The sequence below is a fragment of the Methanobrevibacter sp. genome (assembly GCF_045220775.1).
In the GTDB taxonomy this organism is placed as follows: domain Archaea; phylum Methanobacteriota; class Methanobacteria; order Methanobacteriales; family Methanobacteriaceae; genus Methanocatella.
Genome location: NZ_JBGUWC010000169.1, coordinates 12,799 through 34,086 on the forward strand (window position 1 = coordinate 12,799; position 21,288 = coordinate 34,086).

Sequence of the window (21,288 nt, forward strand, 5' to 3'; positions counted from 1 at the left end):
CCTCTATAAAAATTTAATATATATTACATAAATTTTTTTTTTAACTTATTTAAATATATAGCATTATTTGCTATTTTTGGCTTTAATTAAGCAGTCTTTTATTATTTCCTTATGGTCGAAAGCAATATTGAGTTCATCTAATTCATTCGGTGAAAAAATGTCAATATCACTTGCATCACTGTCAGCTTTTCTACTTGCTATATCACCTTTAGCGGTAAATGCTACGGTAACTGTGTGTCTTCTTGGATCCCTATTGGGGTTTGAATAAACATTGACTAAATCTTTAAGTTCAACATCAATGCTTGTTTCTTCTTTTGCTTCTCGTATAGCTGCAGTCTCTACACTTTCGCCGTATTCAACGAACCCTCCAGGCAGTGCCCAATAACCTTTATATGGTTCGTTTTTTCGTTTAATTAAAATAAAATTAAAATCATCATCAAAAATAAAAATATCAGTTGTTAAAGAGGGGATTTTATAATCTGCCATAAAATCACTAAAAAAGAATAAGGGAAGCTATAAAGCTTCATCAATAAGTTTTTTAAATTCAGCACTTTCTTTTTGGAGTTCTTCTGCTGCTTTTTTCAATACTTTTCTTGGTCTTTTTCCTCTTTTTGTTTTGATGGTCATTTCAGGTTTTCCGGTAAGAGGGTGATCGATATTGTAAACAGCATATTCCACATCGGGATTTTGCATTAAAATGTGTCTTAATGCATTGCAAACTCCATGACTTTCGTCTTTTACAATAAAAGTTAATTCTAAAGTTTTTTCTTCTACTATTTCGAAATTTTCCATTTTATCAACCTTAATTAATCATTAACATAGTTTTTAGACACTTTACGTCTTTCTTTTTTATTACATGTATTGCATTGAAGTTCATTATCTTTTTGTGTAGTATGCATGAAATCTCTACAACGTGTACACATTGCTTTTAGGACTCCACAATCATCATCTACAGTGCCTAAATCAACATTATCTCCAGTAATTTTAACGACTTTTGCTTGAATAATGTCTCCTATTCTAAAAGCATCAGATAATTTTTCTAAATAATCTTTTTTAGCTTGAGAGATGTGTATAGCACCCATATAAGGTAATGCTAATGGTCTTGCATTATCTTTTATACATTCTATATTTACATTAGCTCTTTGTGGTTTAATATCAGTTATCTGACCATATACAATGTCGCCCACTTTTAAGACAGCAGGTTTAGCATCTGACACAACAGAAATGATCTTCTTTTTTTGATTAATTTTAACATTTCCAAGTACTGATGATTTAATTTCGCCATTATCATCATAAGTACCTTCTCCCGGCAGATATTGTTCAATAATTCCTAATTTATCTCCAGGCATTACAATTTGTTTTTCTTCATTACTCATATTAAAATCACCAAAATAAAGATTTACTATTAAATTTATTTAATATTATAATTTTATCCATATTAATATTTAAAATTAATTGTAACGTTCATGGAATAAAATTTCATCCAATTGGTAGTTTTCCCATTCACGTTTTTTAAGTACAATTTCCAATTCTTGCGGTGTTAAAAGAGGTTTCTTATACATTTGCGAATCGTCAATAGCTATTCTAGGGCATGCGCTAACGACAAAAGCGTCCAAATCAAGATATGGGAGCAATACATCTGGTGAAACATTATCTACCAAAATGATATACGCTTCCATTCCACTATCTTCAAGGGTCTTTTTGATTTCTTTTGCAAGCTTCATCCTGTATTGGCCTTCTTTGGAGGATACCAGTATTCCCCATTTCTTGGCGCTGCCCGCCTTTGTGATTCTTGCAAATCTTATTCTTAAGATTCTGTCTGCATATTCATCCATTCTTCTGATTTCTGAGTTATATGGGTCTAGAGCCAGTACAGGGGTGTTTGAAAATAGATTTATTCCTAAAGGGTGGAAGTTTCCGCTGCCTATAAACAGGAATATGTCAACCTCCAGGTCCTTAATGGATGAGAAGTTACATCCTAGAACCTGTCCTTTACGGGTTGATGGGGATGATCCGAGAACAACCTCTTTCCCGTTGTCTTCCAGATAATCTCTGATTTCATTTAGAAGATGCAGGTGCTGTGTTGTTGTAACGAGTCCGATTCTTGAGTATTCCTTCAGCTCTTCTAGTGCCTTTTCCAGGTCCTTTTTAATGTCTATTTTTGAAAACGCTTCAATAAAGATTGTCGGAACTTCATATTTTAAGGGAAGAGGGGTATGTCCGTAGTGAACTATCAAATCGACCGAACCTTTCATTTTCCAGTCGCCCACATCACATGCTCCAAAACAGGGATCTCCGGAAATGATTACAGTAGCTTCGGTTTCCTCTTCGATTTTGCGGGCAATTTTTACGGCTTGCATTTTTAAGCCTTCCGGAAACTGAAGGCCAACGGTTTTAGCATCTTTTGAGTTTATTTTACGGATTACCTTGTCCAAATCCATATCATACATTGACATTTTAATCTTCAATTGTTTTGTGGATAACTACTTTTCCGTCAATAACATCCAAGGTTACGATGGATAATATTTCGATACCGGTTTGCTCTTCAACGAATTTTTTGCCGTCGCCCTTTTCAATAACGGCAACTGCGGATTTGATTTCCAAGCCCATATCTTTTAAGGTGTTTAATAAGGCCACATATGTTCCGCCGGTACTTACAACATCGTCAATGATTAAAATTCTCTCGCCGGCATGCAAATCGTTTATGAATAGGTTTGATGAGCCGTAACCGGTTTTTTGATAGACTTGCTGTTCCCCTTCAAGGCCATATTCCCTTTTACGGATTACGACAAATGGGATGTCGGTTGCGAGGGATAGTGCGGTAGCCAGATGTATTCCCATAGCTTCAACAGCCACAATTTTATCAACATCTAAATCTGCATGCTTATGGACAACTAATGATAATTCTCTAAGCATTTTTGGGTCCATTGCAGGAACACCATCACTAATCGGATTAACAAAGTAATTATAGTCACCTTTTTTCACAATTGGTGATGCCTCTAATGATTTTTTTACTTCTTCTAACATAGTCTCACACAAAAATTTTAAAACTTACTATAAATATAAATATTATTTAATACAATTATATAATTTTGCTAATATGAATTATTATTAAAGTGATATTATGGCAATGCTTGGAAATTTAGGGGAAAATCTTACTAATACAATGAAAAAATTAGTGGGAATGTCCGTTATTGATAAAAAAACTATAAAAGAAGTCGTAAAGGATATACAGCGTGCTTTAATCCAATCTGACGTTAATATTAAATTAGTTTTAGATTTATCCAAAAAAATAGAAAGCAGGGCTCTTGAAGAGGAACCTCCAAAGGGAATTACCCCAAGGGAACATGTAATTACAATCATTTATGAAGAGATGGTAAACCTATTGGGCAGCGAATCAGTTCCTTTGGACATTAATGAAAGGCCTTACAAAATCTTATTCTTGGGTCTGCAGGGTAGTGGTAAGACAACCACTATCGGAAAATTATGCAGATATCTGCAGAAAAAAGGTTTCAATCCGGCTGTCGTCTGTACAGACACATGGAGGCCGGCCGCTTACGAACAATTAAGGCAATTAACTGAAGAGATGGATGTTCCTTTATATGGGGATCCTGAAAATAAGGATGCGCTGGATTTAGCCAGGAAAGGTTTGCAAGAGTTTAAAAATAGAAAGGTCATTATTTTCGATACTGCAGGTAGACATAAGGAAGAAGCCGATTTGATTGCTGAAATGGATGAATTAGATGATATTATCGAACCAAACGAAGCTATTTTGGTCATTGATGGAACTATCGGTCAGCAAGCCGGTGAACAGGCAAGAGCATTTTCACAGGCAACCGACATAGGTTCAATCATCATTACAAAATTGGACGGTTCAGCAAAAGGTGGGGGTGCATTGTCTGCGGTTGCAGAGACTGGTGCTCCAATCAAATTCATCGGTACAGGTGAGAGAATCGATGACTTTGAGGTGTTTGATCCGCAAAGGTTTATTTCCAGATTGCTCGGTATGGGAGATATCAAGAGCCTTATTGAAAAGGCTGAAGAGAATATTGATGAAGACATTGCAGAAAAAACCATGCAAAACATGCTGACCGGAAAATTCACTTTAATGGACATGAAAAACCAGTTTGAAATGATGAATAAGATGGGTCCGATGCAGCAAGTCTTGAACATGATTCCGGGTATGGGAAATAAGATTTCAAAAGAAGCATCCAAGATGACAGAAGATAAGATTGATTCTTATAAAGTTATGATGTCTTCCATGACAGAGGAAGAGATGTTGAATCCTAAAATCATAAAACAGTCACGCATTCAAAGGATAGCTCGTGGATCTGGTGTTGATGAAAGCGAAGTCAGAGAACTTTTAAAATATTATAACAACACCAAAAAGGCAATGAAAGGAATGGGAAGACGTGGCGGCCGTTTAGGCGGCGGCGCAATGAACCGTATGATGGGACAATTCATGAATAGATAACATGTACGATTTAGCAAAACAAATTTTAGATGAAACTGATGGAAAGATATGCAAGAATTGTCTGGGACGCAAGCTATCTAAAACAATTGAAGGCAGCAACAACATTGAAAGAGCAGATAAGGTTTGTGAAGAGCTCAAAATAAATCTTGATAATGCCGAATGTGTAGTTTGCGATAATCTGTTTGATAAGCTAGATGAGGATTTATATAAAAAAATAGATGATAAAATCAACGAACTGGGAATCGAATTTGACACATTTCTTGTAGGTTCTAAAATCAGCAAGGATATTCAGGAAAGAGATGAAGAGCTATCTGAAAAATTCGATTTAACTGTTGAAACCATCAAAAAAGAAGTCAATAGATTGATTGGCCTTGAAATTTGGGAAAGGTATGATAAGGAAGCCGAATTCGAAAGCCAGGACATTGTTTTCAGCATTGATTTAATAGATGACCCGAAAGTCAGAATTCAAATAAATCCGTTATATGTCGAAGGAAAATACAATAAATTGAAACGTGGAATTCCTCAAACCAAATGGCCTTGCACCAAATGTAAAGGAAGGGGCTGTGAAGAGTGCAATTTTACAGGAAAACAATACCCTGAATCAGTTGAAGAATTGATTTCCGAGCATTTCTTAAAATTGACCCAGGGAAGGGAGGCAAAATTCCATGGAGCCGGCCGTGAAGACATCGATGTTTTGATGTTGGGTTCAGGAAGGCCGTTTGTATTGGAAATAAAAGAGCCAAAAATCAGAAAACTTGATTTGGCTAAGTTGGAAGAAGAAATCAATAAAATCAATGAAGGCAAGACTTCTTATCATAATTTGCATGTCTGTGAAAGGAGAAGAAAGGCAGAAATAAAACAATCCTCTCCTGATACTTATAAGGTTTATAATGCACTTGTCAGATGCGATGAATCATTTGACAAAGATAAGTTGGAAGAATTAACCAAATTAAATGAAATCCACCAGCAAACTCCTTTAAGAGTTTTAAGGCGTCGTGCCGATAAGGTACGTGTCAAGCATGTTTTGGATTTGACATATGATGTCATTGACGATAAGACATTTAACATGCGCATTAAGACCGAAGGCGGATTATACATCAAGGAATTGATTTCTGGCGATGACGGAAGAAGCCATCCTAATGTAGGCGAAATATTGGGCGTTAATGCGATTTGTGAACAATTGGATGTAATAGAAGTAAGTGAGAAGTAGATATTATGGCAGATGAATTTACACATTTAACAGATAGTGGAGTACACATGGTTGAAGTTGGGGGAAAACCTGATCAAAAAAGAAGAGCCATTGCAAGCGGCAGCATATTCTTAGATAAGAATACTATCAATCTAATTCAAAATGAAGAAATCAAAAAGGGAAACGTTTTGACAACCGCTCAAATTGCTGGAATTCAGGCCGTTAAAAACACTTCTTCAATAATTCCTCTTTGCCATCCATTAGCATTAACCGGAATCGAGCTTGATTTCGAAGTTAAGGAAGATGAAATCATTGCTACATGCGCAGTCAATACTTTAGGAAAAACTGGTGTTGAAATGGAAGCTATCACAGGCGTAAGCGTAGCGTTACTAACTGTATGGGATATGGTGAAGGCTGTTGAAAAAGATGAGAACGGACAGTACCCGGATACTAGAATAAGCGATATTAAAGTAATTAAAAAGGAGAAAATTTAAACTTTATATACTATGAAGATAATAAGTATAAACGTTATTTTTATTTATTAAATTTTATGGGAGATTATTATGGCGAAAAAAAATGATAAGATTTCTATGCCTCAAACTGGTGCAGGTTTAGTAAGATACTTTGATGAAGAAAGTTTAGGTCCAAAACTCGCTCCTGAACATATTCTTATTGCTACTGTAATCATAGCAATATTATGTTTTGTTTTAAGATATTCTGCTTAAAATTATTGTTTTTTAAAAACAATACTACTTTTTTTATTTATTGATATCATGTTAACTAAAAGAATTATTCCTTGTCTAGATTGTGATTTACAAGTTCCGGAAGGCCGAGTCGTTAAAGGCGTTGAATTTAAGGAGATTAAATATGCAGGTAATCCTGTAGACCTCGCAACACGCTACTATGAGGAAGGTGCAGATGAAATTGTAGTTTTGGACATCACAGCTTCTCATGAGAGAAGAGCTACGATGGCAGATGTAATTGACAGATTGACTGAAAACGTCTTCATGCCAATTTGTGTAGGCGGAGGAATAAGAAAAGTCGACGATTATATTAAAATGCTTAGGGCAGGCGCCGATAAATGTTCAACCAACACGGCGGCTATTAAAAACCCGGAATTATTAACAGAAGCTTCAAAAGTAGTCGGATCACAGGCAGTTGTAATTGGAATAGATGCGAAAAGAAGATATGTGGACCATCCTGATGATGCACCCGATAAAATAGTCATTGAAACTGATAAAGGCTATTGCTGGTTTGATTCAAGCATTTATGGTGGACGTGAGTTCACAGGCATTGATGCAATCCAGTGGGCACAGAAATGCCAGGATTTAGGTGCTGGAGAAATTCTATTAACAAGTATGGATGGAGACGGAACTCAAGCAGGGTATGATATTGAGTTAAATAAAGCTATTAATGATGCAGTTGATATTCCTGTTATTGCCAGCGGCGGTGTTGGCGAGCCAAAAGATATTTTAGAGGTATTTGAAAAGACTGATGTTAGCGCGGCTCTTGCAGCAAGCATATTCCATTTTAACCAATATTCCATCGGTGAAGTTAAACAATACTTAAAAGAAAATAATGTAGCTGTTCGTTTATGATTATCAAATCTCCAATTGACCTGGAATTGACTCAATTGTCAGGTCAAACATCACAGCCTCCTTGGAGGCAAATTGACGATTCATTTTTTGAAGTGGTTATGGTTGATGGCAAACCAGTTATTTTTGATGTCAAACAATCCGGGGAGTATCTTGATTTTGATTTTACTGGAGATGTTTCCAAAAAAGAAGCTATTTCAAAATTAAGTTACATCTATGATTTGGATTTTGATTTGGATAGATTTTACAAATATCTGTCAAACCACTCAGAACTGGCCGAAATGGCTGATTTCTGCAATGGCTTAAGATTGTTTTTAGCCCCAAACCCTTTTGAATGCGTTATTTCTTCAATTTGTTCAGCAAATAATTCCATTAAAAGATGGACAAAATCAGTTTCAGACATGAAAGAGAAATGGGGTGGCGAATATAATGGATTTTACTCATTTCCAAGTATTGAAACTCTTCAAGATGTGTTTTTGGATGATGAGGAGGAGTTTGACTTAACTGATATTGATGATATTTGCAAGTGTAAAAACAATTTGAAATCATGTGGTGTCGGATATAGGGCGCCTTATATGAGAAAGGCATGTGAACTTTTTACACTTGAAATGGACCTTTCGGAAATTCCAAAGATGAGCTATGAGGAAGCTTTTGAAACAATTCTAAAAGTTCCCGGTGTCGGTCCGAAAGTTGCTGATTGCATACTTCTTTATGGATTTAATTTTAAAGAGGCTTTTCCAAGTGATGTTTGGATAAAACGCATCGTTTCCTATTTATATTTTGATGGAAAGGACATTAGTGTTCCTAAGGTGCGTGAATTTGGAATGGAAGAGTTTGGCGAAAATGCAGGTTATGTTCAATTGTATATGTTCCATTATGCAAGAAAATCCGGTTTAATGGCTAAGTTGAAATAATTTTTTGCTATTGAAAAGTATTATATGTTTTAATTTTAAAATATTCATTTGATGGAATCAAAAAATTTAATCCTTTTTATTTGCACAGTATTGTCATTTTTTGCCGTTTTTGCGGTCAATTCAGTCATGGTTGTCATTCCGACAATCGCTGCTGAGTTTCACATGAGCAATATTGTTCAAAACTGGGCTGTAATTATCTTTTTGTTGGTTGTTGCGGTATTGTCGGTTCCAGCTGGCCAAATTTCCGGAAAATATGGTCTTAAAAAAGTAACAATCATAAGTGTCATTTTGTTTATTTTAATTTCTATTGCTAATGTTCTTGTTACCTCTTCCGAGCAGTTTCTGCTTTGTCGTTTAGTATTGGGTATTGCTCTAGCATTTTTTAATGTCACATCAATGGCGATGGTGGTATCCGCATTCAATCCCGAAGAGCGTGGAAAAGCATTGGGAATAACCATTACAGGGGTTTATATTGCACTGTCCCTGGCGCCTGTTCTTGGTGGCGTTTTGAATTACCAACTGGGATGGAGATCCGTAGTCCTGTTCGGCGTTCCGTTCTTGCTTGTCATATTGGTATTGCTTTTGACCAAAGTCGACGAGGAATGGATTACTTTTGAAGGCGTCCCGCTTGATGTAAAAGGGTCTCTTTGCTACGGAATCGGAATGGTATTGTTCATATATGGGTTTACCATACTGAATGAGACATTAGGAGTGATATTGACAGTTCTAGGTATCATATTCTTAATCATATTCGGATTCATAGAATTAAGAGAGGACCATCCTGTATTTGACATCAGATTCTTTAAAAACCGCAAGTTCCTGTCAGCCAATTTCGCATCATTATGCGCATATCTGGCAACTTTTGCAGTCACTACAATACTGAATTATCACCTGCAATATATCAAAGGGTTCGATTCACAGACTGCAGGAATAATTTTGCTTGCAGCACCATTGTGCCAAGTTGTGCTTGCTCCAATTGCCGGAAGACTGTCCGACAAGTATGTTCCACAGATTCTGGCAGCTATTGGTATGGGGCTTGGAACAGTTTCATTGGTCTTGTTCTCATTTTTGAATGAAGCGACTTCCCTCGAATTTTTAATAGTGGCCATGATAATTTATGGTGTCGGATTCGGATTGTTTTCACCGCCGAATACAAATGTAATAATGAGTTCAGTTCCGCCAAAAGACACATCCGTGGCATCAGCGGCCGTAGCGACAATGCGTACAGTCGGTCAGGCGATGAGCTTGGGAATATTGACATTGGTGTTTGCATTCGTGATGGGCAATGTGCCGATTGTCGAGCAGTATTATCCTCTTTTAATAAGCAGCTGTCAAATAACCTGCATTATCTGTGTGGTGTTGTGTATAGCATCTGTATTTGCTTCATTCGTGGGAATTAGATCTATTAATATGTAAATTGGAGTTTGTCTGTGATGTTCATTTTGTTAATCTTAATGGATGATTAATAAGATGGTCTAGTAATGCTAAAATTTCATCAGCTATCTTTTTTGATTCTTTTGCTTTTTCTTTAGTAACTTTTCGCGCAATATAGTCTGCATGATTCCTATTATTTCTCAAATATCTCAATTTTTCTCCTAATTCCCTTTCATTTTCAAACGCTGATTTTTCTAAGGATTCAATTAAGATACTATGTCCATTTTTTGAAGGCAATACTTTTCTAAATGATTTTTCATAGTATTTTTTAACAGAATGAAATATGGAGTAATAATAACGTGTTACTGCAGATCTTTGGTACTCTTCTTCTTTTGAAAAATCTTTTAAATTGTCTCCTACTTTGTATAATTTTTCAAAATCAAAAGAATCCATTCTACCACAACCCCACACAAAGTAATCCATTAATGTTTCTTGAGAATTTAGATTTGTATAACGGTTCATTTTCAAAGCTTTTTAAGATTTTATAATCTTCATCAAATGAACAGCCAACAATGTATATCATCACAAAGTCCAAATTACTAAATTCGGGGTCTTCACAGAATTCAATAATTTTTTCATAATTCGGAAAATATTTATTGATTAGCGGTGTGATTTCAAAAATGAAATCCATAATATTTCCATGTTCTTTAATGAATGTCTTTAACTTTTCTACATCATGCAAAGTGTAATTATTTGATAATTCCTCAAATCTTTTATCAAAATCCTTCATAATTTCCAATCCAGTAAAGACATTTTCCTGGGGTATTTGCATTTTTAGCTTTTGGGATAAATATTGTTTCATGTTTAACCTCCATAAGTTTGTTAAATCTATTAAATACTATGTATAGGAGGTTATTTAAAGTTTTACTTTTATTTCATGTCAATTTTACGAAACAAAAGCAATTTTAAAATAAAAAAAGAAATTGAAAGATAAATTATCTTTCTAGAACGGTCACTTTGTTCATCTTGTCGCCTTGTTGGATAGCATCAACAACATCTTGACCTTTGATGACTTGACCGAATACGGTGTGCACACCGTCTAAGTGTGGTTGTGGGCAGTGTGTAATAAAGAATTGGCTTCCACCAGTGTCTTTACCTGCGTGTGCCATGGATAATGCACCAGTACCGTGTTTATGTGGGTTTCCTTCGGTTTCACATTTAATGGTGTAACCTGGTCCTCCGGTACCGTTTCCGATAGGGCATCCGCCTTGAATCACGAAGTTTGGTATTACTCTGTGGAAAGTTAATCCGTCATAAAAACCTTCATTTGCTAATTTTTCGAAGTTAGCTACAGTTCCAGGCGCTTCATTCGGGAACAGTTCAAGTTCAATGTTCCCTTTGTCAGTTTCGATTATTGCGACTTTCATTTTATCACCTAATTTTTAAATAACATTAATACTATAAATATTATTGATTAAATAGTTTATGGAGATTAAAATATGAATACTCAAGAATTGATTAAAATTGAAGATGATTATTTCATTAACACTTTCACCAGACAACCACTCGTTTTAGATCACGGGGAAGGTGTAAAAGTAACTGACATTGATGGAAATGAATACCTTGACATGTTTGCGGGCATTGCAGTAAACGCCTTAGGCCACAATCACCCTAAGCTTGTAAAAGCCATTCAGGACCAGGCTGAAAAACTGATTCACATTTCAAGCATATACTACAATGAGCCAGCATTGATTTATGCCAAAAGATTGGTCGATTTGACAAGCTTTGACAGAATATTTTATGCAAACAGCGGTGCTGAAGCAAACGAAGGAGCCATCAAATTAGCCATCAAATACACTGGAAAAAGCGAAGTCATTTCCGCTATAGAGTCCTTCCATGGAAGAACTTCAATGACACTTGCAGCAACAGGTCATGCAGATTATCAGGAACCATTTAAAGCTATTTTGCCAAACGGATTCATTAATGTAGAATACAATAACATCGATGCAATCAAAGAGGCAATTACAGAAAATACAGCTGCCATCATTCTTGAACCTATTCAAGGTGAAGGTGGAGTAAATGTTCCAGATAAGGATTATCTCAAACAAGTTGAAGAAATCTGTCATGAAAATAACATAGTATTCATTGTTGATGAGGTTCAAACAGGATTTGGAAGATGCGGAACATTATTTGCTCATGAATTGTTTGATGTTAAGCCTGATATCATGACAATGGCTAAAGGTATTGGCGGAGGAGTCCCTATGGGCGGAATCCTTGCAACTGAAAAGGTGGCCGGTGCATTCGTTCCGGGAGACCATGGAACCACTTTTGGCGGAGGTCCATTGGTATGTGCAGCAGCAAATGCCGTTCTCGATGCATTCGAAGAGGAAAATATCTTGGATAATGTTAATGAAGTCGGTGAATACTTTATCTCCGAGCTTAAAAAGTTAGATAAAGACATTATTGCTGATGTAAGAGGTGCTGGATTAATGGTTGGTTTGGAGTTGACTAAACCTGGTGCTGAGTATGTGGACAAACTCAGAGAAGCAGGATTTTTAATCAACTGCACTGCAGATAAGGTTTTAAGATTTGTACCTCCATTAATAATTACAAAAGAAGAGATTGACGAATTTGTCAAAGCTTTAGATGAAATATTATAGGTAATTTCTATGGGTCAATTCATTAAATATAAATGCGATTTTTGCGGACATGAGCATTTTCACGATTTGGAAATTTTCTGGATCGATGAAAATTATGAAATTAATGTGGGCATGTTATTGTTTTTAACATCCACTGAAGTGTCAAAATCTTTAGTCAGCGGTTATTATCAGGAATATTATTGTTATGATTGCGATAGTATTGTTAAAGAATTCATTATCACTGAAAATCCTTCAAAAATGAGCAGTGAAGAAATAATTCATCTGATTGAGGATTATGACCACACTTTTAAAATCATCAAATTTGATGATAAATTCCAGAATTGTTTGAGTTGCTCAAGAAGCTTAGAAGTTAAATCCGAAAAAGCATTTGCGGTTGATAATGAGGACAATTTTGTTATTGAAGAGTCATTTATCCATGATTTTAAGGATAATGATAAATATGACTTCTGGGGTTATTACTACGGATATTATTGCGATAGATGTAAAAAGCAAATCAATAAATTTGTCGTAATGCAGAATTTATCAAATACAGATGAAGATACAATAAGATACATCCTTAAACAGCATACAACCGATTTGACAGTATTGTTGTTTGATTATAGGAGCAATTGTCAACATTGCGGCGGCGAACTCCACTCTTTAAAAGAAAATTCCTTATGTCCAAGATGTAAGGAAGGTCATCTGATGAGTGTGGAAATTCGAAATGTTGATTAAATCTCCCATTTCTTTTTTTCCAATACTTTTTTCAGTGATGTTGATAATTCCAGTGTTTTCATTTTTTCTGTATCGGCCCACATCCAGTCAATATGCTCATCGCTTATTTTAACTTCTCCGGTCAAGTCCTTAAGATACATCATGATTTGCACGGTTCTTTTGTGCACATAATCATTTTGAACGGCTTCACAAAAGTCTCCAATGGTCCCGTCCAAATTAGTTTCTTCTTTGATTTCTCTTACCAATGCAACATCAAAATCTTCACCCTTTTCTACTTTGCCCCCTGGCAATTCCCACTTTTCGGGATCGGTTCTTGATTTTGGATGTCTTTTTAAAATTAAAATCTCATCTTTTTCATTTTTGATGATTCCTCTTACTGTAAGTCCATATGGCATATCCATTTTAATCACTAATTCTAGTTTTATTTTTCTGATTTAAATTTTAATCGGCAAAATTTCTTCCTTCACAAATTTTAAATAAAATTGATTTCAAATGTAAAAACATAATGTAACTTTTTTAGGAGTTTTAATCATGGATTTAAATATTAAAATAAACGACAAAAACCACTTGGATATTGGAGGGGCCGATGCATGCGACATTGCAGCAGAATTCGGAACTCCAACATATGTAATTGATGAGGCGAGAATAAGAGACAATTATAACAGATTTTACTCTGCTTTTTCAAAATATTATCCAGATTTCAAAGTGTTTTATGCATGTAAAGCCAATACCAACCTTGCGGTTATGAAAATTTTGGAGTCTGAAGGCTGCTGCATTGACGCAGTTTCCCCTGGGGAAGTTCACATCTCAAAAATGGTAGGATTTTCAGGAGACAGGATACTTTTCACAGGTAACAATATCACCAATGAAGAGTTAAAATTCGTGCACGATGAAGGTGCAGTCTTAAACATCGATTCCGTTTCAGCTTTGAAAAGGTTGGCTAAAATGGTCGATCCTGAAGGATTGAAAATTTCATTCAGGGTAAACCCGATGGTTGGAGCAGGACACCACGACCACTGCATCACCGGTGGAGTAATGAGTAAATTCGGCATCATGGATAATGAGGCTGTTGAAGTTTATGAAATGGCAAAAGAATTGGGATTCAATCCAATAGGTATGCACTCTCACATCGGATCAGGCATCTTGGACCCTGAACCATTCAAATTAGCTATTGAATCAACAATGGACATTGCAGGAAAAGTCCATCAGGAAGCTGGAATTGACTTTGAATTCGTTGACTTTGGTGGTGGCGTAGGAATTCCATACACTCCTGAAGAGAATATTGTGGATTTGGACAAATTCGCAGAAGTCAATGTCGGCTTGTTTAAAGAAAAGATTGAACAATATGATATGGGCAACCCTACAATGTATTTGGAACCGGGCAGATACATAGTTGGGGATGCAAGCGTACTTCTCGTAACCGTAAACAGCGTAAAACAAAGTTACAGAAAATTCATAGGTGTAGATGCAGGTTTCCACACACTCCTAAGGCCTGCTATGTATGATTCATACCACCACATTGTCGTTGCAAATAAGATGGATGCTGAAAATACTCAGGAAGTGGACATTGCAGGAAACGTTTGCGAATCCGGAGACTTGTTTGCACGTGACAGACCTATGCCTGAAGTTGAAGAGGGTGATCTTTTAGGTATCATGAATGCAGGAGCATATGGATTTACCATGTCTTCAAATTACAACTCAAGGCCACTGACTTCAGAAGTGTTAGTAACTGACGGAAAATGCAATCTTGTACGTGAAAGGGAAACCTTTGAAGATTTATATGCAAAACAATGCATTCCACCACATTTAAAATAAGTTGATACTATGGTAGATTTAAAAGGATTAAAATTTTCAAAAATGCATGGAATAGGCAATGACTTTCCAATAATTGACGAATCAGCTGGTGAAGTCATTCCAGAAGCGGATAAACCGGAAGCATGCAGGATGCTATGCCACAGAAACTTCGGAGTAGGTGGGGATGGCGTATTGTTTGTAGAACCGTCTGACGTGGCTGACATCGGGTATAGGATGTTTAACCCAGATGGAAGCGAAGCTGAAATGTGCGGCAATGGTATCAGGTGCTTTGGTGACTTTGTTTACAGGAAAGGTATTTTAAAACAGGAAAAAATGACTGTTGAAACAAGAGCTGGAATTAAAACAATTGAAATTACATTAGAAAATGATGAACCGGTTTTATTTAAAGTAGATATGGGTTTATCAACATTTAAAACTCCTGAAATTCCAATGACTTGTGATGCGGAAGAATTTTTAGACGGCGAATTGGAAGTTTTAGATACCACTTTTAATCTAACAGCCATAAGCGTCGGCAATCCTCATGCAATAATCTTTGTCGATAATGTGGATGAAGTTGACATTAACAAATACGGACCAGCTATTGAAGCACATGAAGTTTTCCCTGAAAAAATCAACGTGCACTTTGTTGAAGTTATTTCTAAAAACGAAGGTAAAATGATTACTTGGGAGAGAGGTGCTGGCGTAACATTAGCATGCGGTACCGGTGCAACATCCACAGCTATTTCCGGCTATAAGCTAGGCTTATTTGATGAGAATATTTTACTTCACTTGCCTGGTGGAGACTTAAAATTCCAAGTCTATAAAAAAGATGATGCTCTCGGAGCTTTCATGGAAGGCCCAGCAGAGCTCGTTTATGATGGAGAATTCTAATTCTCCTATTTTCCTTCTTTTTTCTTTCTGTATAGTCCAAATACAATATCGATTACCGCAAGGATAATTATCAACACTATCCAAATGCTAATCTCTTTTCTGATTGCTGCAAACATTCCTGCAAGTATTGCAAGTATTACTCCTATGAGTACTGATTGTTTCCATTGTTCCATATTTTCACCCTTAAATCTTATATGCATTTATTAATGTTATATCTTCAAAAAAGAAGTGTTCTGATGCGGCAATTTCTGCTATAAAACCTAAATTATCTAATTTTTCCAAGGTTTCTTCATTGCCTGAGAGTGAAGACTGAATCATCTGCACAATTCCACCATCATTTAAATGATTTCCCACTTCATTTAAAAAAAGATCAATAACTTTCCTTCCATTTAATCCACCATCGAATGCATAATTTATAGTGTCTTCAAGAACTTCCCCATCTTCGGTCGGTAGATATGGAGTATTAAATAAAATCACGTCAAACTTTCTATTTTCCACAGGTTCGAATAGGTTTCCAAATAAAATCTCAATGTTTTCAATGCTGTTAGCTTCAAAATTTTTTCGTGCAAGCTCACAGGCATCGAAGTTGATGTCCGTCACGGTAATGTTGTCAGTCAGCCTTGAGGCATACATTGCTACAATTCCAGAACCTGTTCCAATTTCCAAAACACTTTGTCCCTTTTTAATCTGCAGATTATCAGCTAACAGATAGCTGTCTTCAGCGGGGATATATACATTATCGTCAGTATTGATTATAAAGTCTGGCATGTTAATCTAATCATTTAAAATTGAATTTAATTGTTTGGATAAGGTCAATATTTCTTCAGGAGAAACAACAACAACTCTTTTTTTAAGATATTCATTTAATTCGTCCGATTCAATTTCATTCATACGTTTTTTCATTTCTTTTTTATCTAAATTTGTTATGATGTGTCTTGAATCGATTAAAGCGTTCCTGATTTTTTTGTTTCTATGCTGGAACAATGCTTTTGTAAAATTAGAATAGATTTTAAAATCTTCAGGTGGGATCTTGTTTTCTTTTGGTGTAAGGCCAACAACAGTTGAGTCAATTTCCGGTTTTGGAATAAAACTTTCCGAACTTACATCAGTCAATTTTTCAACATTGCACTTAAAATAGAGCATTGCAGAAAGTCTTGAATAGTTTTTTGTTCCAACTTCGCCATTCATGCGTTCAGCAAATTCTTTTTGATACATTAGAATGGCCAAATCAAAATCATAATCTAGGAATTTAAACGTAATCGGTGATGAGATTTGATAAGGTAGGTTTGAGATGATTTTGTTGAATTTTGGAAATTCAACGTTTAGCGCATCATCATTTATTAACTCTACATTATCTATTTTTTCGTCTTTAAGTCTTTTAGCTAAAATCTCACAAATCTTTTTGTCTTGTTCGATAGCTATTACTTTTTTAGCTTTTTTGGCAAGTTCAATTGTTAGTGTACCGATTCCAGTCCCGATTTCTAAAATTACATCATCTTTATCAATGTTTCCAAAGTTAATTATCTGGTCTCTTTTATTTTTATCGATTAAATAATTCTGACCAAGATTTTTATTTAACTTTATCCCATATTGATTTAAAATGTTTTTAGTAATTTTAGATAAGGATAGGGATGTTTCACTAGTCAATTTATCACTTTATCTATTTTTAGGTCTTCTTGGGGCTTGAGTAAATATATAATATTTGTTCTTACCTCTTCTAGTAGTATTTGTATCTAATTCCTGTTTAACTCTGTTTACAATCATACCTGCAGGATCAGTCAATGTAGGAAGTCTTTCTGTAATATCTTGGAAGCTTTCAAATGGTTTTTCATCTCTAGCATTAATGATGTCCCACATATATTTTTTGCCGATTCCTGGAATTAACTCAAGTGAATGAAGTCTTGTACTTACAGATTCAGTAGTGTTGAAAAAGTTAACGTATTTTTCTTCATTTGCTTCAACTATGTCACGAATCGCATAGTCTAGCTCGATTCTGCTTGTTGCTGTTAAATTTTCAAAATCTAATCTTCCAAGTACTCTAGATATTTTTTCTCTTTTTCCTTTTCCAATATATACGGTGTCCTGTATTTCTAGATCAACACCATTTTTTGGAGCTAATTCAAGTAAAGTGAATTGTTCTGTACCAATAGCTTGAGCAATAGGTTTTCCTCCGAATTTTGACATATCGGATTTAACATAGCCTCGACTTAGATAATCAAGCACAACAGCATATTGTTCTTTTTTTACTGTTGGTTTTTTTTCGTTTCTTCTTCTATTATCAACCATCTTTATCACTCACTATTGTTTTTTATAACTAAAATTAGCTATATAATATAAACTTATTTATAAATTTAGTTTTTAAGTATAATAAAGATATCTAAAAAAAGCAGGGTTTGATAATAATTTTTCAAATAATAATAAAAAAAGTGAATAGTTATGAAACTATTCTTCAACATCATATTGTTCTAAGAATTCAAGGATTTTTTCCATGTCTTCTGTGTCGGCTTTCATTGGCTCTTTAGCGAAGATTAACCTCATATCAGCCAAATCTTTAGGAACTAAATCAACAATATGAACTGCGACTCTTGGCCTTAAGCCAAATTCGTCTTGGAGCTTTTCAACGATTTCTTCTGAATCTTCACAGGAATATTTTTTAAATCTTGCAAGATGATTTAAGGTAATGTTCTGTTCATAATTTAATTCGTTATCGTCTGAAAAGTCTTCAAGAACTTTTTTAACTTTTGCACCAGGAATTGGTTCGCTTTCGATAATTTCTTTTCCAATCATAGAAATCATTTTTGTAATTTTAAGTGATCAGGTCTTACTATTAACTCTTTTGCTTTGTTTCCATCTTTTAAGGATATGATGTATGCTTTACCTTTTTGACCGATAACTTTTCCGGTTTTACCGTGGAATCTAGGAGCAGGTTGTCCTTTTTGGATGGATGGGTTAATAGTAATGTGAACTAAGTCACCTTCTTCAAATCTTTGCATTCTGTTAGTAATCGGGTTAGTTCTGCCCGGTCTTTGTACTTTAGTCAATTTTTTTCTTGATCTACTTTTTAATCCTCTTGATCTTTGCATTGTATAACCTCTTAATCAGTTCTCGTCTGGGTTATTATAATAAATCTATGTTATCAGCTACCTAGTATTAAAAAAGCCCATAAATACTAGTAACATAGAATGTGAAAATAACAATTATCATCAGTGATATGATAATATTATAATTTTAGTTTAATGGTATTAATATACTTTTAGTTTTTGGGTGAATTTTGAAAAAAATTATATTTTTTTGAAATATTAATGGGTGTGGTTTTAGGGTTTAAAAAAAATGGTGTGAAGAAGATAACTGTTTAGTTATCTTCAAATCTTCTTCTGTCAATTAATTCTTGACGTTTACCTGGGTTCCAACCACCAGATGCAGATTTTGCACGTCCAACTTGTTGTACGTATCCGGTAATTCTGTCATACCATTCTACATCTTCTTGTTCACCACAGGTAGGACAAACATTGTTTAGTCCTTTCATTAAAGTTTTACATTTAAGACAGAAACTTAATGCTGAGCTGTAAGCCCAGAATCCGATATCGGATTTTCTTGCAATTTTGTTGGTTAAGCTCATTAATGAATCTGGATCTGAGTAGGATTCTCCCATGAATGCATGGAAGATGTGTCCACCAGGAGTTAAACCATGGTACTGTTCTTCAATTTTGATTTTTTCAATCAATGATAATCCTGTGTCTACCGGTACGTGTGAGGAGTTGGTGTAGTAGTTTGCGTTGCCGTCTCCTTGTACAATAGCTTGGTCTCCATATTGTTTTTTATCGAGAGTTGCGAATCTGTAAGCGGTAGATTCAGCAGGAGTTTGAATAACAGACCATCTAAGTCCAGTTTCATCTTTTAATTGGTTAGCTCTTTCATTGATGTATTCAATACATTTAATACCAAACTTATTTGAATCAGGGTTTTCAATACCTTCGCCGAATAATGAGGATAGCATTTCGTTAAGTCCGACAAAACCGAAGGATAATGTTGAATTTTCGATTCTGTAGTATGATTCTCCACCAACGTCTTGTTTTAAGAATGGTAAAATGTGGAAATCATTTAAACATTTTAATCCTTGTTCTCTTCTAAGCATTAAGGTTTCAACAGCTAAATCCATGTATTCGTCTAGGTATTCGAATACTTGTGATTCGTCTTTTGATTGGTATCCGATTCTAGGTAAGTTTAATGTAACATATGCAAGGTTACCGGTTCTTAAACAATCTGTATCCCAGTCACCAGTCCAGGTGTCTTGTAAACAGGTTCTGCAACCCATATAGTTTGCCATTTTTCCTCTGTATTTAGGGAACATGTTTACAAAGTAGGATGAACCGTATTTTGCAGATAATTCGTGAACTAAACGGAGGTCTTCTTCGTATTCACTGGTCATTGTTTCTTCACGGAGAGTATAGATGGTATTTGGGAATAGGTGAGGTTTTCCTTCATTGTCTCCTTCAAGCAATGTTTCAGTGAATGCTCTTTGGATTAATCTGGTTTCTTCTTCATATTCTTCGTAGGTTCCGACTACTTTACCTTTTGGTCCGTATGCGGTTTCATCTTTTAAGAAATCAGGAACTCCGAATTCCAATGCCATACTTGTAAATGGAACTTGGGATCCTCTTGCTGCATAAGCCATGTTTAAGTTATAGATGAGCATTTGAACAGCTTGTTTAATTTCTTCATAGGTTCTTCCTCTTGCAAATGGTGCAACGAACACGTTCCATAAGGACATTGATTGTCCACCGGACATGTTTTGTTGTGCTGCAAGCATGATTTCACCGGTATGGTTCATTAAGGTTTCCATATGGTTTGGTGCACCTGCAATGGAGGTGTGGTCACCGGTACCGTCCACTTTAAGGCCGTATTTGATGAAAGTTCTTATGTCGTGCTGAAGACAATTTAGCGGTCTTCCTGCGAAGAATTCTAAATCGTGAATGTGAATGTCACCGGACATGTGTGCATCAGCCAAGTGTGCCGGAAGCATTTTTAAAAGAGCGTATTGTTTTAATGCTTCATCCGCTACATGTTTGTGAATACTTTCAGGGTTATGAATCATGTTTGCATTATCTCTGTTACCGTTTTCAATTAAAGAGGTAATGTTATATACAGGAATACCTAAACGGGTGTAACGGCTTCTTAAATCTTCTAAACCGTATTCAATCAATTTAGTGTTAACCATTTCCCTGATCATTGGAGCGGTCAAATATTCAACATTTAATTTTTTGAGTTCTTTCCAAGTTTCAGTTGCAATTTCAAAAGCAGTTTCTTGGCTTGCTCCAGTTTCTTCAATTAAGGTATTTGCAATTTTGGATAAGTCGAATGCTTCAATAGTATCTCTTGAAGTACGTACTTTTAATTGGGTACTTGCTAAGTATTTGTTAGCGATTTCAGGGTCGATGTCTTCTAAACATTCGTAAACAATCTTTTTGATTTCTTTGGTTTTGATTCCATCATATAGTTGAGATACTACTGTTGCCACAATCTTATCGGATTCAAAAAATGGAGTTTCTACCATTACTAATGATTTTACTAGCTTTTCATAACTGAATCTTTCTTTAATTCCGTTATTCTTTTCTACATTAATTTTAACGGATTTTTCTAAATTATTTCCTACTTCTGATAATCTTTCCATTTAATTCACACC

The 21,288-nt window shown here is 35.3% G+C and carries 27 protein-coding genes; 11 read left to right on the forward strand and 16 right to left on the reverse strand.

Features of this window, described 5'->3' with window-relative positions:
- Positions 1 to 63: 63 nt before the first annotated feature.
- The 5 genes from ACJROP_RS11065 to hpt form a co-directional block, all read right to left on the reverse strand.
- Complete coding sequence (locus ACJROP_RS11065) at positions 64 to 486, reverse strand: NUDIX domain-containing protein (RefSeq protein ID WP_406535522.1); 423 nt, start codon at positions 484 to 486, stop codon at positions 64 to 66.
- Positions 487 to 513: 27 nt separating this feature from the next.
- Positions 514 to 792: a DNA-directed RNA polymerase subunit L gene (locus tag ACJROP_RS11070; protein ID WP_406535523.1), complete on the reverse strand. Its 279-nt coding sequence runs from the start codon at positions 790 to 792 to the stop codon at positions 514 to 516.
- 14 nt (positions 793 to 806) lie between these two features.
- On the reverse strand, positions 807 to 1,376 hold the full coding sequence (locus tag ACJROP_RS11075) for an exosome complex RNA-binding protein Csl4 (protein WP_406535524.1): 570 nt from the start codon (positions 1,374 to 1,376) through the stop codon (positions 807 to 809).
- Positions 1,377 to 1,451: 75 nt separating this feature from the next.
- The gene (dph2, locus tag ACJROP_RS11080; protein WP_406535525.1) at positions 1,452 to 2,456 is read right to left on the reverse strand and encodes a diphthamide biosynthesis enzyme Dph2; all 1,005 of its coding nucleotides are present in this window, start codon (positions 2,454 to 2,456) and stop codon (positions 1,452 to 1,454) included.
- Between the two features lies 1 nt (position 2,457).
- Positions 2,458 to 3,027: a hypoxanthine/guanine phosphoribosyltransferase gene (gene hpt / locus ACJROP_RS11085; RefSeq protein WP_406535526.1), complete on the reverse strand. Its 570-nt coding sequence runs from the start codon at positions 3,025 to 3,027 to the stop codon at positions 2,458 to 2,460.
- A 97-nt stretch (positions 3,028 to 3,124) separates the two neighbouring features.
- Here hpt and ACJROP_RS11090 point away from each other — a divergent pair, with 97 nt between their 5' ends.
- From ACJROP_RS11090 to ACJROP_RS11120, 7 genes are all read left to right on the forward strand, one after another.
- Complete coding sequence (locus ACJROP_RS11090) at positions 3,125 to 4,474, forward strand: signal recognition particle protein Srp54 (RefSeq protein WP_406535527.1); 1,350 nt, start codon at positions 3,125 to 3,127, stop codon at positions 4,472 to 4,474.
- The gene (locus tag ACJROP_RS11095; protein WP_406535560.1) at positions 4,467 to 5,684 is read left to right on the forward strand and encodes a tRNA pseudouridine(54/55) synthase Pus10; all 1,218 of its coding nucleotides are present in this window, start codon (positions 4,467 to 4,469) and stop codon (positions 5,682 to 5,684) included. Before ACJROP_RS11090 ends, ACJROP_RS11095 begins: the two co-directional genes overlap by 8 nt.
- Before the next feature lie 5 nt (positions 5,685 to 5,689).
- Entirely contained in the window at positions 5,690 to 6,157 is a 468-nt protein-coding gene (gene moaC, locus ACJROP_RS11100; RefSeq protein ID WP_406535528.1) for a cyclic pyranopterin monophosphate synthase MoaC, read from the forward strand.
- Positions 6,158 to 6,226: 69 nt separating this feature from the next.
- Positions 6,227 to 6,388, forward strand: a complete 162-nt coding sequence (locus ACJROP_RS11105) for a preprotein translocase subunit Sec61beta (protein WP_406535529.1) — start codon at positions 6,227 to 6,229, stop codon at positions 6,386 to 6,388.
- Between the two features lie 48 nt (positions 6,389 to 6,436).
- On the forward strand, positions 6,437 to 7,261 hold the full coding sequence (hisF, locus tag ACJROP_RS11110; RefSeq protein WP_406535530.1) for an imidazole glycerol phosphate synthase subunit HisF: 825 nt from the start codon (positions 6,437 to 6,439) through the stop codon (positions 7,259 to 7,261).
- Positions 7,258 to 8,172, forward strand: a complete 915-nt coding sequence (locus ACJROP_RS11115; RefSeq protein ID WP_406535531.1) for a DNA glycosylase — start codon at positions 7,258 to 7,260, stop codon at positions 8,170 to 8,172. Before hisF ends, ACJROP_RS11115 begins: the two co-directional genes overlap by 4 nt.
- 51 nt (positions 8,173 to 8,223) lie before the next feature.
- Positions 8,224 to 9,588 carry an MFS transporter gene (locus ACJROP_RS11120; protein ID WP_406535532.1) on the forward strand — a complete coding sequence of 455 codons (1,365 nt, stop codon included), beginning with the start codon at positions 8,224 to 8,226 and terminating at the stop codon, positions 9,586 to 9,588.
- Positions 9,589 to 9,609: 21 nt separating this feature from the next.
- On the opposite strand, the gene ACJROP_RS11125 is transcribed toward ACJROP_RS11120, so the two are convergent.
- From ACJROP_RS11125 to ACJROP_RS11135, 3 genes are all read right to left on the reverse strand, one after another.
- Positions 9,610 to 9,999, reverse strand: a complete 390-nt coding sequence (locus tag ACJROP_RS11125; RefSeq protein WP_406535533.1) for a HEPN domain-containing protein — start codon at positions 9,997 to 9,999, stop codon at positions 9,610 to 9,612.
- A 1-nt stretch (position 10,000) separates the two neighbouring features.
- Positions 10,001 to 10,408 carry a hypothetical protein gene (locus ACJROP_RS11130; protein ID WP_406535534.1) on the reverse strand — a complete coding sequence of 136 codons (408 nt, stop codon included), beginning with the start codon at positions 10,406 to 10,408 and terminating at the stop codon, positions 10,001 to 10,003.
- A gap of 133 nt (positions 10,409 to 10,541) precedes the next feature.
- On the reverse strand, positions 10,542 to 10,973 hold the full coding sequence (locus ACJROP_RS11135; protein ID WP_406535535.1) for a peptidylprolyl isomerase: 432 nt from the start codon (positions 10,971 to 10,973) through the stop codon (positions 10,542 to 10,544).
- A gap of 72 nt (positions 10,974 to 11,045) precedes the next feature.
- Between ACJROP_RS11135 and ACJROP_RS11140 the strand changes: the two genes are divergently transcribed.
- Positions 11,046 to 12,206: an acetylornithine transaminase gene (locus ACJROP_RS11140; RefSeq protein ID WP_406535536.1), complete on the forward strand. Its 1,161-nt coding sequence runs from the start codon at positions 11,046 to 11,048 to the stop codon at positions 12,204 to 12,206.
- A gap of 9 nt (positions 12,207 to 12,215) precedes the next feature.
- Positions 12,216 to 12,920, forward strand: a complete 705-nt coding sequence (locus ACJROP_RS11145; RefSeq protein ID WP_406535537.1) for a hypothetical protein — start codon at positions 12,216 to 12,218, stop codon at positions 12,918 to 12,920.
- On the opposite strand, the gene ACJROP_RS11150 is transcribed toward ACJROP_RS11145, so the two are convergent.
- Positions 12,917 to 13,321 carry an NUDIX domain-containing protein gene (locus ACJROP_RS11150; protein WP_406535538.1) on the reverse strand — a complete coding sequence of 135 codons (405 nt, stop codon included), beginning with the start codon at positions 13,319 to 13,321 and terminating at the stop codon, positions 12,917 to 12,919. The genes ACJROP_RS11145 and ACJROP_RS11150 overlap by 4 nt on opposite strands.
- Positions 13,322 to 13,451: 130 nt before the next feature.
- Here ACJROP_RS11150 and lysA point away from each other — a divergent pair, with 130 nt between their 5' ends.
- Both lysA and dapF read left to right on the forward strand, forming a co-directional pair.
- Positions 13,452 to 14,735, forward strand: coding sequence for a diaminopimelate decarboxylase (gene lysA, locus ACJROP_RS11155; protein ID WP_406535539.1), 1,284 nt, complete (start codon positions 13,452 to 13,454; stop codon positions 14,733 to 14,735).
- Positions 14,736 to 14,744: 9 nt separating this feature from the next.
- On the forward strand, positions 14,745 to 15,605 hold the full coding sequence (gene dapF / locus ACJROP_RS11160; protein ID WP_406535540.1) for a diaminopimelate epimerase: 861 nt from the start codon (positions 14,745 to 14,747) through the stop codon (positions 15,603 to 15,605).
- A 5-nt stretch (positions 15,606 to 15,610) separates the two neighbouring features.
- Here the strand turns inward: dapF and ACJROP_RS11165 are convergent, their stop codons facing one another.
- The 7 genes from ACJROP_RS11165 to nrdD form a co-directional block, all read right to left on the reverse strand.
- A complete protein-coding gene (locus ACJROP_RS11165) occupies positions 15,611 to 15,778 on the reverse strand; it encodes a hypothetical protein (RefSeq protein WP_406535541.1) in 168 nt (55 codons plus the stop codon).
- Positions 15,779 to 15,788: 10 nt separating this feature from the next.
- Positions 15,789 to 16,373 (reverse strand): HemK2/MTQ2 family protein methyltransferase, encoded by a 585-nt coding sequence (locus tag ACJROP_RS11170; protein WP_406535542.1) that lies wholly within the window; start codon positions 16,371 to 16,373, stop codon positions 15,789 to 15,791.
- Between the two features lie 6 nt (positions 16,374 to 16,379).
- On the reverse strand, positions 16,380 to 17,252 hold the full coding sequence (gene rsmA, locus ACJROP_RS11175; RefSeq protein WP_406535543.1) for a 16S rRNA (adenine(1518)-N(6)/adenine(1519)-N(6))-dimethyltransferase RsmA: 873 nt from the start codon (positions 17,250 to 17,252) through the stop codon (positions 16,380 to 16,382).
- 9 nt (positions 17,253 to 17,261) lie between these two features.
- On the reverse strand, positions 17,262 to 17,891 hold the full coding sequence (locus tag ACJROP_RS11180; RefSeq protein ID WP_406535544.1) for a DUF655 domain-containing protein: 630 nt from the start codon (positions 17,889 to 17,891) through the stop codon (positions 17,262 to 17,264).
- A 156-nt stretch (positions 17,892 to 18,047) separates the two neighbouring features.
- Entirely contained in the window at positions 18,048 to 18,392 is a 345-nt protein-coding gene (locus ACJROP_RS11185; protein WP_406535545.1) for an RNA polymerase Rpb4 family protein, read from the reverse strand.
- A 5-nt stretch (positions 18,393 to 18,397) separates the two neighbouring features.
- Positions 18,398 to 18,688, reverse strand: a complete 291-nt coding sequence (locus ACJROP_RS11190; protein ID WP_406535546.1) for a 50S ribosomal protein L21e — start codon at positions 18,686 to 18,688, stop codon at positions 18,398 to 18,400.
- A 269-nt stretch (positions 18,689 to 18,957) separates the two neighbouring features.
- Entirely contained in the window at positions 18,958 to 21,276 is a 2,319-nt protein-coding gene (nrdD, locus tag ACJROP_RS11195; protein ID WP_406535547.1) for an anaerobic ribonucleoside-triphosphate reductase, read from the reverse strand.
- Positions 21,277 to 21,288: the final 12 nt, after the last annotated feature.